The 14,901-nt window shown below is 50.7% G+C and carries 13 protein-coding genes; 5 read left to right on the forward strand and 8 right to left on the reverse strand.

Features of this window, described 5'->3' with window-relative positions; translation table 11 throughout:
* Positions 1-110 precede the first annotated feature (110 nt).
* Positions 111-1,493, reverse strand: a complete 1,383-nt coding sequence (ffh, locus tag AB1656_14340; protein ID MEW6236559.1) for a signal recognition particle protein — start codon at positions 1,491-1,493, stop codon at positions 111-113.
* Positions 1,494-1,540: 47 nt separating this feature from the next.
* Complete coding sequence (gene ylxM / locus AB1656_14345; GenBank protein ID MEW6236560.1) at positions 1,541-1,930, reverse strand: YlxM family DNA-binding protein; 390 nt, start codon at positions 1,928-1,930, stop codon at positions 1,541-1,543.
* 236 nt (positions 1,931-2,166) lie between these two features.
* On the opposite strand from ylxM, the gene AB1656_14350 reads away from it, so the two are divergent.
* The 4 genes from AB1656_14350 (at position 2,167) to thrB (ending at position 7,504) form a co-directional block, all read left to right on the forward strand.
* Positions 2,167-4,233, forward strand: coding sequence for a TIM barrel protein (locus AB1656_14350; GenBank protein MEW6236561.1), 2,067 nt, complete (start codon positions 2,167-2,169; stop codon positions 4,231-4,233).
* A gap of 162 nt (positions 4,234-4,395) precedes the next feature.
* The gene (locus AB1656_14355) at positions 4,396-4,605 is read left to right on the forward strand and encodes a DUF2283 domain-containing protein (GenBank protein ID MEW6236562.1); all 210 of its coding nucleotides are present in this window, start codon (positions 4,396-4,398) and stop codon (positions 4,603-4,605) included.
* Between the two features lie 64 nt (positions 4,606-4,669).
* Complete coding sequence (locus tag AB1656_14360) at positions 4,670-6,385, forward strand: aminotransferase class I/II-fold pyridoxal phosphate-dependent enzyme (protein MEW6236563.1); 1,716 nt, start codon at positions 4,670-4,672, stop codon at positions 6,383-6,385.
* A gap of 210 nt (positions 6,386-6,595) precedes the next feature.
* Positions 6,596-7,504, forward strand: a complete 909-nt coding sequence (thrB, locus tag AB1656_14365) for a homoserine kinase (protein ID MEW6236564.1) — start codon at positions 6,596-6,598, stop codon at positions 7,502-7,504.
* Between the two features lie 349 nt (positions 7,505-7,853).
* Here the strand turns inward: thrB and nuoD are convergent, their stop codons facing one another.
* The 6 genes from nuoD to AB1656_14395 form a co-directional block, all read right to left on the reverse strand.
* Entirely contained in the window at positions 7,854-9,008 is a 1,155-nt protein-coding gene (gene nuoD / locus AB1656_14370) for an NADH dehydrogenase (quinone) subunit D (GenBank protein ID MEW6236565.1), read from the reverse strand.
* Positions 9,009-9,110: 102 nt separating this feature from the next.
* Positions 9,111-9,641 carry an NADH-quinone oxidoreductase subunit C gene (locus AB1656_14375; GenBank protein MEW6236566.1) on the reverse strand — a complete coding sequence of 177 codons (531 nt, stop codon included), beginning with the start codon at positions 9,639-9,641 and terminating at the stop codon, positions 9,111-9,113.
* A 27-nt stretch (positions 9,642-9,668) separates the two neighbouring features.
* Positions 9,669-10,796 (reverse strand): restriction endonuclease, SacI family, encoded by a 1,128-nt coding sequence (locus AB1656_14380; GenBank protein MEW6236567.1) that lies wholly within the window; start codon positions 10,794-10,796, stop codon positions 9,669-9,671.
* Positions 10,783-11,700, reverse strand: a complete 918-nt coding sequence (locus AB1656_14385) for a DNA adenine methylase (GenBank protein MEW6236568.1) — start codon at positions 11,698-11,700, stop codon at positions 10,783-10,785. The genes AB1656_14380 and AB1656_14385 overlap by 14 nt, the downstream gene beginning before the upstream one ends.
* A gap of 30 nt (positions 11,701-11,730) precedes the next feature.
* The gene (locus AB1656_14390) at positions 11,731-12,291 is read right to left on the reverse strand and encodes an NADH-quinone oxidoreductase subunit B family protein (GenBank protein MEW6236569.1); all 561 of its coding nucleotides are present in this window, start codon (positions 12,289-12,291) and stop codon (positions 11,731-11,733) included.
* Positions 12,222-12,638, reverse strand: a complete 417-nt coding sequence (locus AB1656_14395; protein ID MEW6236570.1) for an NADH-quinone oxidoreductase subunit A — start codon at positions 12,636-12,638, stop codon at positions 12,222-12,224. Before AB1656_14395 ends, AB1656_14390 begins: the two co-directional genes overlap by 70 nt.
* Positions 12,639-12,799: 161 nt before the next feature.
* Between AB1656_14395 and guaA the strand changes: the two genes are divergently transcribed.
* Positions 12,800-14,338 (forward strand): glutamine-hydrolyzing GMP synthase, encoded by a 1,539-nt coding sequence (guaA, locus tag AB1656_14400; protein MEW6236571.1) that lies wholly within the window; start codon positions 12,800-12,802, stop codon positions 14,336-14,338.
* The last annotated feature ends 563 nt before the right edge of the window (positions 14,339-14,901 follow it).

Raw genomic sequence — 14,901 nt, forward strand, 5'->3', positions numbered from 1 at the left:
ATTCCTCTCCCAAGATTGGGAGAGGTTAGGTGAGGGTTGATATATTTAGCTAATATTCCCTCACCCTAAACCCTCTCCCAGAGGGCGAGGGAATTATAAGATATTCTCGCCTACATTCCGGGAAACATGCCGCGCATGTTCATCATTTTCTTCATCATCTTTTTGTTCATCTTGGTTTTTTTGCCCTTGATTTTACGCTTTCCGGCGCCCGCCATCATGCTCATCATCTGCTTGGTTTGGGCGAATTGCTTCAAGAGGCGATTGACTTCCTGCATGGAGGTCCCGCTGCCTTTGGCGATGCGGCGTTTGCGATTGCCATTAATGAGGTTGGGCATAACGCGCTCTTGAGGAGTCATGGAATAGATAATGGCTTCCACGTACTTCATCTCGTCGCCGCTCATGTCGATTTCCTTCATCATGTCGGAAGTACCCATGCCCGGCAGCATGGAAAGCATACTGCCGATGCCGCCCATCTTTTTGACTTGTTGAATCTGATTCAAGAAATCGTCGAAGGTATAGGTTTGATCGAGAATCTTCTTTTGCAGTTGCAGCGCTTCTTCTTCGTTGATGGTCTGCTGCGCTTTTTCGATCAGCGTCAGCACGTCGCCCATGCCGAGAATGCGCGAGGCCATGCGGTCGGGATAGAAGAACTCCAAGTCGTCCAGTTTTTCGCCCATACCGGCGTAGAGAATCGGCTTGCCGGTTACTTGGCGGATGGAAATGGCCGCGCCGCCGCGCGCGTCGCTGTCCAGCTTCGTGAGGATAGCGCCGGTAATGCTGAGTTCTTCATTGAAGCGTTGTGCTTGGTTGATGGCGTCCTGCCCCACCATTGAATCGACAACTAGGATGACGTGGGTAGGCCGCCAGGCGCGTTGGACGCGCTTGACCTCGGCCATCATCTCTTCGTCGATATGCAATCGTCCGGCGGTATCGAGAATCACCGTATCCAAGCCATCGCGATGGGCTTGCCTGGAGCCTTGGCGGGCGATGTCCACAGGATCGGCTTCCGTTCCCATTTGAAAGACGGGAACGCCGACCTGATCGCCGACGACTTCCAACTGCTTGATGGCGGCGGGGCGGTAAATGTCTCCGGCGCAGAGCAGAGGCTTGCGCCCTTCGCCCATAAGTTTCTTGGCCAGCTTGGCGGCGGTGGTGGTTTTTCCCGAACCTTGAAGCCCCACGAGCATGATGCGCGCTTCGCCGGGCAGCAGTTCCAGTTTGCTTTCCTTGCCGCCCAGAAGTTCGATCATCTCCTCGTTGACGATCTTGATGACCTGTTGTCCCGGCGTCAGGCTTTTGAGAATCTCGGCGCCCAGGGCGCGTTTTTCGACCTTCTCGCAAAACTCCTTGGCGACTTTATAATTGACGTCCGCTTCCAAAAACGCCTTGCGCACTTCGCGCAACGCTTCCTTGACGCTTTTCTCATCGAGGCGGGCTTTGCCCGTCAAATTGCGGAATATATTTTGAAATCGGCCTTGTAAATTTTCGAACACGCTTCCTCTCCTCTCGTCCGGCGTCTTGAGGATTCGTTTCGCCGCGTTTATTCCGAAGCGCCAACTAGTTTCATCAAATTCTTGATCTTCCGCTTCAGCGGCCCGGTATCGTAAAGAATATCGTCGCGCAATAAATGGTTGATTTCGGCGATTTCTTTCCTAACGGCGTCCAAATCCACCCCATCGCCAGGAGCAGCGCCGGATATTTTCAACCGCACGAGACCCAAATGTTCTTCTAACTTTTCCAGCATTTTTTTGCCATGTTGGATGGCGTCATGAACCGCCTGGCGGGAGATATTCTCGCTCTCGGCAATCTCCCCGAAGGAGAGGTCTTCGTTGTAATGGAGGTCTATAAAGTCGCTTTGCCTGTCTGTTAGAAGACTTCCATACATATCCAACAAAAGGGATATCGTCTGTTTCTCTTCCAAACTCTCCATGATCGGCTCGAAGAACATGTAAAGGTTAAAATCTTGACGCTAATTTTATTTGAATCCCACTCAGCGTCAAGTCCTATTTCATTTTTCCAAAAGAGGATTCCTATTAGAATGATAATCCAGCAAAAATATTTTGCCTCATAAATACGCCCAGCGGCATTTGCAATTTTTCTCCTTCTAACCTATACTTTGTAAACTATTTTCCCGTAAATCGCATATCTATTCAGGAGAATACCAAAGTGGCTCTGGAACAAAACCTCCTTGGAATCGCGCATTGCGTTCTCTTTCCCGGTCCCGGAAACGCAAACTCCGTCATGCGCGGCGAAGGACCGAAAGAATATGTCCTCAAAACGCTGCAATGGATCGCGGACGATCCCCATTTTCAATCCATTGAAATCACTCGCATTAAATCGCCATCCATCCGGCGGGAAGCGATCAAACTGCTCAAAAAAGCCCGCAAGGACGGCGCGATCCGCGAGATTGTCTTCTCCGCGCAGCCCGTACAACTTATCAACGAAGACAACATCGTCCCGCCGTCCGACATCTGTTCGCTTGACGAGAACGAACGCAGCAAATCTGTTAATCGCCTGAAGGAATGCGTTGAGGAAGCCTGCGAATATAACTGCGATAAGTTCGCTTTTTACAGCGGCAAAGACCCGTCGATTCTTAACGGTTTGCAAGGATCGGAAGCGGAAGCAGCGCACATAGAATCCCTTTCGCAATTGCGCCGCTCGATCCATGAAATCTGCGAATTCGTCCGTGAACGTTCGCAAGGGAAAATGGTTCCCATCTTGGAAATCTTCGATTGCCGGATCAATCCTCAAGGCGCATCGTTTTTTAAAGAATCATTAATCGGCCCCGCTCCGCGCGCCGAAGCGTTAGCGGAATATATCCGTAATTTTTATGGACATAAAGAATTCGGCTTGATGTTGGATGCGAGCCACATGCTCATATCCGGAGAAGGCGCCGACGTTATTAAGAAACTTGCGCCATATCTTATTCACTTTCACATCGCCAATGTCGTATTGAACCGCAACGCCGCCAACGGTGAATGTCGTTATGGCGACGTTCATCCCGCTTTTCATGTTCCTGACGGCGAGTTGACGGAAGCGGTTCTCGCGGATTATTTGAAGGCGTTATCCGAAGCGGATTACCAAAATACACTGGCTTTCGAAATCAAACCCATTGGCAGCGAAATTCCCGAAGACGCCGCCGCAACCGCCCAATCTTTTTATTTCGCCAGCCGCAACCGCATCGAAGTCAATTACGCGATTAAGAAAAATTACGTCTACCAGACGCGCAAATTTTTTACGGAAGAATTATGGGACAAACTCGCCGATCTGCGCGTCAAGCAGCCGAAGCTGATCGTTGAGCGCATGAAAGCGCGCAAGCAGCGTCAAGTCATCGCCCCGTCAGGTAAATTAACTATCCTGGCCGCCGATCATCCGGCGCGCATGGTGACCAATGTAGGAGACGACGCCGTGGCTATGGGCGACCGCTTCGATTACCTGGGCCGATGCGCTCGCGTCTTGATGGTTTCCTCGGTGGATGGCTTAATGGCCACCGCCGACGTGATTGAAGACCTGGTCCTGCTCGATCATCTTTATCAGGGAAAATCGGGCAAGAGTTTTCTGGAAGAGCGCGTCCTCATCGCTTGCATGAACCGCAGCGGCCTTGCCGGGGCCAAATACGAGATGCTTGACCGGCTGACGGCCTATCGCGACGTGAAGAAAATCATCGACTTGAAACTGGACGGCGCCAAGTTGCTGCTGCGCCTGGCCGTGCCCGATCCTTACGACCGCTATTGCATCCAAACGATGGAGGAATGCTCCAAAGGCGTCGAAGCCTGCAACGAACACAACCTACCGGTATTTCTCGAACCGCTTCCCGTGCGTCAGATCGACGGCAAATATAAACTGATCCTGGAAGCGGACGACCTCATCCGCGTCATCGGCGTGGCTTCGGGATTGTCTCATTCCTCCGCCAATTTGTGGCTTAAAATCCCCTACGTCGAGGAATACCATCGCGTAGTCCAAGCCTTTTCCGGTCCGATTCTCATGCTGGGCGGCGAATCGCTGGGCAATCCCATTTCGGTTATCGAGCAATTCGCCCGCGGCCTGGGCGAGGGGCAGAACGTACGCGGCGCGATGGTGGGGCGAAACGTGCTTTACCCCGGCGACGACGATCCGGCGGCGGTGGCCGAGGGAATATGCGAAATCGTCAACAAAGGCGCGTCGGCCAACGAAGCCGTCAAGACCATCGCCGCCCTGCGCGGATGTAAGATGGACCTTTTGCCGAGGGAATAGATTGAGGTTTTTGCAAAATGGATAAAATCTACGCTTTAATTCTCCCCCCAAATTTGGGGGGAGTTAGAGGGGGGTTGATTTTATTAGGCTTAAAGCAACCCCCTCCTAACCTCCCCCAGGCTTGGGGGAGGAATAATGGAATTTTGTAAGAGGCTCGATTTAATGAAGATCAAGTATTTTTCCGATACGGATACCGCCCTCCTCGAATTCATTGACAGCGAAGTCCAAGAAACGCAGGAGATTAACGAAAATATTTATATCGATTTAGATAAATACGGCAACTTGGTTAGCATGACGATCGAACATGCCAAGGAGAAAGCCCAACTCGCCGAATTGGCTTATCAACAGATGGAAGCGGCGAATACCGGTTGAATTCAAAACGTTGAAATAAAAGTGAATATCTACGCAGTACTGCTCGCAGACTGATAATAAAACAATGGATTTAAGAACAAATCTTTCCATACTCCAATCTCCGCAGACTCCGCCCTCATTGGCGGCGGCGGTTGCTTATCTGCTTTTTCGGGAAATGCGCCTCGATCCGGCGAATCCGCAATGGAGCGGCGGCGATGTTTTGATCTATTCCGCCCGCTATGGCGATACGGTTAGACAAGCGTATCGACTGGCTGGATGTGCAGAATCTAGCGTTCCTCCGGCGGGATTGAATCTTTGGACGGGACGATCACCTTCTATTACGCGGCCTCGCCGCATATTCGCATTGCTGGAAGCCGCTGATGCGGGGAATTTTCCTAAACTCGTCGATGCCTTTCAAGTTGACGCCGCTGTTTTATGCCCCGAACCGCCTTTGGACTCACATCGCTGGCGCATCGAGTCTCCCGGCGAACTTACGCTCGAAAAATTGGAAACCGTCTTTTGCTCTTCGCGCCGAAACGAGGCGCTGTTATGGATCGTGGCTCCGCTAACGGGCGCCGCCTTATTCGAACCGGCGCGCAGCGGCTGCGTTTTGCCTCCCATAGCAAATCGAATGGCGAAATTGGGGACGGAAACCGCTTTCGACGTTCTTGCCCAAGTGAATCGACTGCGGGCGGAAGGACGGGACATTATTTCTTTTGGCCTAGGCGAACCTGATTTCGATACGCCAAGCCATATCAAGGATGCGGCCAAAAAAGCGTTGGATAAGAACGAAACCCATTACGCTCCCAGCGCTGGAATTCCCCAAATCCGCGAAGCTATCGCCCGATACGTTCAACGCACGCGCCGCATCCCCGTCGATCCCGCCGAAGTGGTGGTTACGCCGGGCGCTAAGCCTATCATGTTCGACGTGATGATGTCGCTGATTAATCCCGGCGACGAAGTGATTTATCCCAATCCCGGCTATCCCATTTACGAATCCGTCATCGATTGGATTGGCGGCGCATCCGTTCCTTTGCCGTTATTGGAAGAAAGAGAGTGGGGATTTGCCATCGACGATCTGGCGCGCTTAATCACGGCGAAAACCAAGATGATTGTGCTCAATACGCCGGGCAATCCCACGGGAACGCTGCTGAAGCCGGAATTGCTTAAAGAAATCGCCGATTTGGCGATCGATCGCAACCTGTGGGTCATCGCCGACGAGGTTTATTCCCAAATCGTTTTCGATGCGGAATTCCATTCCATCGCCAGTTATCCCGGCATGAAGGAACGGGTTATTATCGTGGACGGCTTTTCCAAGACTTACGCCATGACCGGTTGGCGGTTGGGATACGGCGTGATGAATAAAGATTTAGCCGTCCAAGCGGCAAAGATCGAGACCAATATCGACAGTTGCACTTGTACTTTCTCCCAGATCGCTGGAGTCCACGCTTTGGAAGGACCGCAGCACGAATCGTTCGTCATGGTGGAGCAATTCAAGGAACGCGCCAAGGTTTTGGTTGATGGACTAAACCAGATCGACGGAGTCCGTTGCCTGCCCGCTCAAGGCGCATTTTATCTCTTTTCCAACGTAACCGGCGCCTGCCGACGCTTGGGATTGAGATCGGCGAACGAATTGCAGCGGGAAATGCTGCATCAGGCAGGAGTCGCCGTACTGCCCCGTACTTGCTTTGGCCGCAAAAATGCGGGAGAAGATCGTGAATACATCCGGCTTTCTTTCGCTACATCGATGGAAAACATTAGGGAAGGCTTGCGCCGCATGAAGCAATTCATCGAGCGATGATATTTTCCCATGTTCTAATAAATTTGTACCTTAAAATTCCCTCGCCCTATGGGAGAGGGCAAGGGTGAGGGGATAATAAGTCTAATCATATCAACCCTCACCTAACCTCTCCCAATCTTGGGAGAGGGATTTTAAAAGCGACAAATTCAATGGTGATTGGTATTATCCCTTCCAATAATTTTATATCATTACATCAAGGCTCCTTTTATCATGAATAACAAAATCCGTCTTCGCGTTCCTTGTTCCAGCGCCAATCTGGGACCAGGATTTGATACTATGGCGATTGCGCTAAACCGCCATAATTATATAGATTTGGAACTTATTGGATCAAAAACGGAATTAATTCAGATTCAAGGCATTGATCCAGCATTTAAAGATATGTGCCTGGAAATGTTCAAAGCCGCCTCGAGCCATTTCCATCAGCGGGCGGGATTGGAAGAAATCCCCTTTGCCATCCGATTCGAAAACCATATTCCTATCGCCAGAGGTTTGGGCAGCAGCGCCACAATCAGACTCGCGGCTCTGCATGGATTAAACCAATTGCGGAAAACTGGAGTTCTCAGCGAAACAATCGTGCAATGGGCTTCCGAACTGGAGGCGTGTTCGGACAATGTCGCCGCCTCGTTTTTCGGCGGCATGACTGCTTCGGGCATCATCAACAACCGGCTCGTTTATCAACGCTGCGATGTCCCCAATGATATCGATTTCGTGGCGGTTTCTCCTTCCACGCCAGTAGAAACGGATAAGGCGCGAGTCTTTCCCGATTTAATCCCCCGCAAAGACGCCATATACACCCTTTCTCGGGGCATTCTTTTAGCGATGGCGTTCGCCTCCCGCGATTATGCCGCTATGGAAAATCTTTTCGAAGACCGACTCCATCAACCCTATCGTCAAAAAAGCATCCCGGCGCTCAATCCTTTATATGAGGTTATCCAGGCGGCTCAAAAGGCGGGCGCCCTAGGAGGCTACCTCAGCGGATCCGGCTCGACGGTTATGGCGTTGACGTTGAAAAACCGGGAGGAAGTGGCCCAAGCCATGCAAAACGCTTTCGCCAATTATGACATGGATTCGGAATGCCGCGTGATGAAAGCGGACAACCAAGGGATTCAGATTGTATAGAGTAAAAATTATCGTTTTTTTAGGGTATTTTTTGGTGGAATTACTAGAAAAAAAACCATCCTAATACAATAGGATGGTTTTCACTTCAAGCAACGCCTTTCCTCCCCAACTGCTACTCAGCGGTCCCCATTTTGCCGAGCGTGATGCCTGAAACCGTCTTTCAGGCTCGAAAGGAGTCTGAACCCCTCTCTATGATCTTGGCGTCGCTCATTGCGATAATGCTTATAAAATTCGAACAATTCAATCTTACTAAAGATTTTTACCGATGTAAATAGGTTTTATTGGATTTAGCGAAAGATTTTTAACAAAAAAATAACTAACCATCCGCTTATTGCTTTTCCCCCGCCGCTTATCGGTCGCAGTCGCCCAACACCAGATCGATCGTTCCGATGATGGCGACGAGGTCGGCGATCATGTGTCCCCTGGCCATTTCCGGCAAGGCGGAAAGGTTGACGAAAGAGGGAGAGCGGATGCGCAGCCGCTTAGGATAGCCGGTCCCGTCTCCGACGATATAGATGCCCAACTCGCCCTTGGGCGCTTCGATGGGCGAATAAACTTCGCCTGCCGGAGCCTTCACACCCTCGGATGCCAAAAGGAAGTGATGGATTAGCGTTTCCATCGAACTTTTGAGGGTTTCACGGGCGGGATAGGAAATTTTATTGTCTTCTATCTTGATGGGGCCGCCCGGCAGTTGATCCAGCGCCTGTTGAACGATGCGGCGCGATTGGCGCATTTCCTCCATGCGCACTAAGTAGCGGTCGAAGGTATCGCCATTTTCGCCCAGAGGGATGTCGAAATCCAAGCGGTCGTATACGAGATAAGGATTGTCGCGGCGCAAGTCCACATCCACGCCGCTGCCCCGCAGGCAAGGGCCTGAAAGGCCATATTCGATCGCCCGTTCGGCGGAAATCGCGCCGATGCCCTCCGTTCTCATGCGCCAAATCTTGTTGTCGGTGAGCAGCGATTCGTATTCGTCGATCTTCCCTCCAAAATCGTCGAGAAAGGATTGCACGGTTCTTATAAAATGTTCGGGAACATCCACGGAAACGCCGCCTACGCGCATATAAGACACGGTGAACCGCGCTCCACAAACGTCTTCGAAAATATCGTAAATCGTCTCTCTTTCGCGGAAGGTGTAGAGAAAGACCGACATGGCGCCGATGTCGAGAGCGCTGGTTCCCAGCCAAAGCAGATGGGAAGAGATGCGGGCCAGCTCACAGAGAATGACGCGCAGGTATTGCGCGCGCGGGGGGGCCTCGATCCCGATCAGTTTTTCCACCGCCAATACCAACGCCGTATTGTTGGACATGGGCGAAAGGTAATCGAGCCGATCGGTAAAAGGAATGAAGCGGTGATAGCCTTTGGCCTCGGCTAATTTCTCCATGCCGCGATGGAGATAGCCGATGTCGGGAACGACTTCCACGATCCGTTCGCCGTCCAATTCGAGAACCAGACGCAATACGCCGTGCGTGCTGGGATGTTGCGGCCCCATATTCAGCACCATGTGTTTCGGATCGCGTTCTTTCAATTTCTGGGCGATCTGGACGTCGGTTTCAAACTCAAGTTTATAAGGCATACTTTCTTTTCCTCTGGCTAACCGTTTCCCTTATTCGTCCGCCAGTTGTTTTTTTAGATATTCGTAGGGTTCTTGATCGTAAACGGGGTAATCTTTGCGCAAGGGATGGCCTTCCCAATCTTCCGGCATCAGGATGCGACGCAAATCGGGATGGCCTTCGAAGCGGATGCCGAACATGTCGTAACATTCGCGTTCGTGCCAATCGGCGCCGAACCAAACCGGCGTTATCGAGGCGATAGAGGGCGGCTCGCCCTGCGCGGGCGCCTTCAAACGGATCCGGCGCTTAGTCGAAGTGGAAAAGAGATGATAAACCACGTAAAAACGCGGCTCGCCCTCTTTCATCTCCTTGAGACGATCGACGGCGGTCAGGTCAGCGAGAAAATCGAATCGTAAATCAGGATCGCCCTTCAACGCCCGGCATACGTCAAAGATGGCTTCGTTTTTAACGTACAACGTCAACTCGCCGCGAAACTCGGAATAACGCTCCACCGCCTCCCGGAACAATTCGGGAATAGCGGTGATAATCTCCTCGATGGGTTGGGAAACGATGGGGATGGTCATGGGAAGGCCTTGATTTCTTTGTATTGTTCAATCGCTCTCTCCGGATTCCGCAGAACGCCGCAACGCAAGAAAGGCTTCCTTTAAAGGTTGACTTACAGCGCTATCCGGATCGCTAAGAACCAAATTTTGATAAATATCCAGAAAAGTTATCCGTAATCGAGTAAACAAATGCAAAAAATGTCGAAGAAATCCAATACAATCCAGAATCGCAATTTCTATCCCATAAGTTTTTTGGTAAAGACTTTTCGCGTAATCTCTCACTCGTTCATCAATAGGGTCTGTTGTTATAAAAATATAATTGTCAATCCGATTATCATGCTCAGCGATTTTTTGAAGCGCTCTATCGATATCGTCCGGCAAGATTCTTTTATTCTTCATTTCATAGACGGTAACGATTTTGTCGTCGTTCTCAAGACAAATTTCAATATCTCCAATAGCGCCCGTTTGCTCATCCGCCGCGTTATGCGATTGAATCGGAAACGCCTTCTCTTTTAACCTTTCGGAAGCCGCTTGATAGGCGGCGGCGACGATAAGAACAGGCAAACGACTCGCGCCTTTGCAATCTAAATGCTGTTGGATAAGAACGATAATTCCTTCAACAGAAAGAGGGAAAGCATCTTCGTTTTCTTTTAGACTACGCAATAAAGAACGAATGCGAATATCATTGTCTTCTCTAATTTGTATTAGAGAACGGATGATATCTTCCAGAACGAATTCAGGGGATGCGCGATTCTGAAACATATCGTCAAGCAATCGAATGGCGTCTTGATATAACCGTCTAGGTCTGCCAATAATTTCTATATCAGGAGTTAACGGTCTGTCTATATTTCTTAATGCAGGAGTTAAGAACGCTGTTGTGGGATTGCACGGAAGGCGATTCTCATTAATAAAATGGGCAATGAAGTTTTCATCGTACCATCTTCCAGAAAACGAATCGTCGCTTCCAATTTCGGTATAAGGTTTTCTTGGATCGATTTCGGATTTATGAATTTTCGCCAAAGCGCAGGATAAAACCAATCTTACGCCAGCACGGTTATTTAAGCAATGGCAAATATAATTTATGCGCTCAATGATATGAGCATCATCTATTCTTGGTTGCAATAAATTTTTCTTGACACTCTCTAATGCGCTTCGCAAAATATCATTCGGTTCCATAACAATCGTTTATTCCTTCGAATAAATCGTTCTTATTGCCCGCCAGTTCGTAATTAGTCCACAAAATTTCAACTCTTTTCTTTTTGGTGGAATGGATAGTTTTTGGCGAACTTACCTGCTTTTTCCATTTTGGAGGAGGATAAAGTATATTCATCATTTCGCATTCATAGTTCGAGATTGCGACCATGCCTTGAACTGAATTTAACGCTTTCGCTATCTCTCTATGCTCGTCATCGCTCATCTCGTAGCCATACGCGCTTTGATCGCCTCTAGTTAAATGGACATAGGGAGGATCGCAGTAGAAAAGGGTATCGGGGGAATCGTAAAGCTGGATTGTCTCAATCGCTGGTCGATTTTCGATTTGAACTCTTAAAAGCCGCTCCGCAATTTGCGGGAGAGATTCGATCGAGCCAAGCCATCGACTAACAACACCGCTCATTCCTGCTCGAGATGTGTTTATGCAATTCGCCCATCGTCCCGGAGAGGCGGTTTGCGCAAGTCCTGTTCTCACTTGCCTGGCTCTTACAAAAAAACGCCTCGCCCTTTCCAAAGGAAGCAAATCCGGATCAATTTCGCAAGACGTTATAAATTCTTCTCTGGAAAAAGGAGTCAAACCTATGGATTCAATTAGTTTATCTTTTTCTTCTCGTAAAACTCGAAAGAAATTGACTACTTCGCCATCAATATCGTTGTAAGTTTCAACAGGGGATGGTTCGCGATTCAAAAGTACCGATCCCGCGCCGCCAAAAGGTTCGCAATAATGATGACATTCGGGAAGTAATGGAAGCAGCCATGATAAATGCGAAAACTTACCTCCATACCATCCGAATGGTATTAGTTTCTTTTTGCCATTCAATCGAGTAAATGGAGCTGGCGCATTTTTACATTTAACAGTTTTTGGCATAATATCGAAAAATAATCCCCAAAATTGAATTTAATCTCGCATCCTCATCTGCAGCCGATTCTCGTCCTTGTTCCCGCCGATAATCGCAGGCGACATTTCTTTGCGCTTTTTGCCTAGTTTCATCTCGTCGATTTTGCGTTGCAGTTGCATAACGCCGTAGAGCAGCGCTTCGGGGCGGGGGGGGCAGCCGGGGATGTAGACGTCAACGGGTATGACCTCGTCCACGCCTTGGACGACGCTGTAGACGTTGAACATGCCGCCGCAGGAGGCGCAGGCGCCCATCGAGATCACCCATTTCGGCTCCGTCATCTGGTCGTAAATCTTGCGCACCACCGGCGCCATTTTCTTGGTCAATGTTCCGGCGACGATCATCAAATCGGCTTGGCGCGGCGAGGCGCGGAAGACTTCCGCTCCAAAGCGGGCCATATCGTAGCGCGAGGCGCCCGTCGCCATCATTTCGATGGCGCAGCAGGATAAGCCCATCGTCAGCGGCCAGATGGCGTTCTTGCGCGACCAGTTGATTACTTTTTCGACGGTAGTCGTGACGACATCGCTGCCGAGGAAATCGACGATTCGGTTTTCGATCCCCATTCGAGTACTCCTTTCTTCCATGCATAAACCAGAGCGAGCGCCAACATAGCCAGAAAAATAGCCATTTCCGCCAATCCAAACCAGCCCAGCCGCTTGAAGATCACCGCCCAGAGAAAAAGAAAAACTACCTCGATATCGAAGATAACGAACGCCATCGCCGGTAGAAAATATTTCACATTGAACGGTTCCAAGGGATTGCCGACAGGCTCCATGCCGCATTCGTAGGGGTCGAGTTTGCCGCTTTTCTCCACGCGGGGACCGATAAGAAAAGAGAAAATGACGTTTCCCGCCGCAAATGCGAAAGCCGCCATCGCCATCAACAGAATTGGAAAATAATCGTGAAGCATCGATATCGTCCCGTTTTTCCCTATTTACGACGATTAGGAGTATACCAACCAACCCAGTCCGAAGCAAGAAAAGATAGGATGGCGGTTCGCATTGCGGGTTGACTTTCTTTCTTGCTAAGATATTTTTATAAATTCTACATTCTACAGGATTGAGCCGCTCCATGCGCTACGATACGATTCTTATTCTCGATTTCGGCTCTCAATACAGCCATCTTATCGCCCGCCGAGTGCGCGAGTTGGGCGTATATTGCGAACTTCATCCCTGCACCATCGCGCATGAACAAATCTTGGCCATCGCTCCCAAGGGCATCATTTTCTCCGGCGGCCCTTATTCCGTTTACGGCGCCGGTTCCCCTCATGCCGTCAAAGAAATATGGAACATGGGATTGCCCATTCTCGGCATCTGCTACGGCTTGCAAGAAATGGCGTGGGCTTTCGGCGGCGAAGTGGCGGCGGGAGTAAAACGGGAATACGGCCATGCGGAACTGGAGAAAATCGAAGATAACGAACTTTTCCGCGACCTTCCCGAACGCTTCCAGGCGTGGATGAGCCACGGCGATAAAGTATTGCGCCTGCCCAGCGGCTTTCATGACATCGCCCGCACCGGAAATTCGGAACATGCGGCCGCCGCCGATCCTCGCCGACGATTCTACGGCATCCAATTTCATCCCGAAGTCAGCCACACTCCATTGGGAAAGACCATTCTGAAGAATTTCGCGCTATCCATCTGCGGCTGCCGCGACGATTGGAGCATGAGCTCATTCGTGGAAGAAGCTATTGGACGAATAAAGCGGCAAACTAGCGGCGGGACCGTTATCGGCGCCGTCAGCGGCGGCGTCGATTCCACCGTGGCCGCCCTGCTCATGCACCGCGCCATCGGCGATAAGTTTCATGGTTTTCTAGTGGACAACGGCGTACTGCGCCTCCATGAAGCCCAACAGGTCATACAGCGGTTACGAGACCGCCTGGGCATCAACCTGACGCTGGTCGACGCCAGCGATTTGTTTCTGGAGCGCCTGAGAGGGATTATCGATCCGGAACAAAAACGCAAGATCATCGGCAACGCCTTTATCGAAGTCTTCGAACAAGAAGCCCGCAAATTAGGCGGAGCGGAATTTCTGCTGCAAGGCACCCTTTATCCCGACGTGATCGAATCCATCTCCTTCAAAGGTCCATCCGCCACAATTAAAACCCATCACAATGTCGGCGGCCTTTTAGAAAACATGAAATTGAAATTGATCGAGCCGCTGCGCGAGCTCTTCAAAGACGAAGTGCGCCAGCTGGGTTTGAAACTGGGATTGGATGAAGACAGCGTCTATCGCCAACCGTTTCCCGGCCCTGGTCTCGCCATTCGCATTCTTGGCGAAGTAACCCGCGAGCGCTTGGAGATCCTGCGCCGGGCTGACGCGATCTATCTTGACGAAATCCGCATGGCGGGCCTTTACCGCAAAATCGGACAAGCCTTCGCCGTGCTCCTGCCGATCAAATCCGTCGGCGTCATGGGCGACAACCGGACGTACGAACAAGTCGTCGCTTTGCGAGCCGTGCAAACTAGCGATTACATGACTGCCGATTGGTATCCCATGCCTGACGAAACGCTGCGAAGAACCGCCAATCGCATCATCAACGAAGTGCGCGGCGTAAACCGCGTGGTTTACGATATCTCCTCCAAGCCTCCCAGCACCATCGAATGGGAATAAACATCCGCCTTCCATGCTCTTCAGAAACGCCAGAGTAGAAGAGGCTTCCAGCCTCTTGCAGGGAAAGAGCCAAGATGGCACAGAGGGGGTTGAAGATTTCTCGGTCGCTGCGCTCCCTCGAAATGACATAGCGCGATGCCGGGCGCAATTCGGGACGCAGGGGAAAAAAACCGTTAATCATGGTCTTTCCCCTGCAGAGACCCTGTCATGCTGCGACTCCGTCACGTTGCGACTCTGTCATGCTGCAACTCTGTCATGCTGCGATTCTGTCATTTCGAGCGATAGCGAGAAATCCTTCCTCAAGCGGATTGAAGATTTCTCGGTCGCTGCGCTCCCTCGAAATGACAAGGGCGCGATACCGGGCGCAATTCGGGACGCAGGGGAAAAAAACCGTTAATCATGGTCTTTCCCCTGCTGCAACTCTGTCATGCTGCGACTCTGTCATGCTGCAACTCTGTCATTTCGAGCGATAGCGAGAAATCCTTCCCCACGCGGGTCTACTTTTTCTGCCTGATATAGTGCGCAAATTGCGAGGGGCTTGCTCTTAGGAAGAAAGCCGCCGG

It is taken from the genome of Candidatus Omnitrophota bacterium, from assembly GCA_040755155.1.
In the GTDB taxonomy this organism is placed as follows: domain Bacteria; phylum Hinthialibacterota; class Hinthialibacteria; order Hinthialibacterales; family Hinthialibacteraceae; genus JBFMBP01.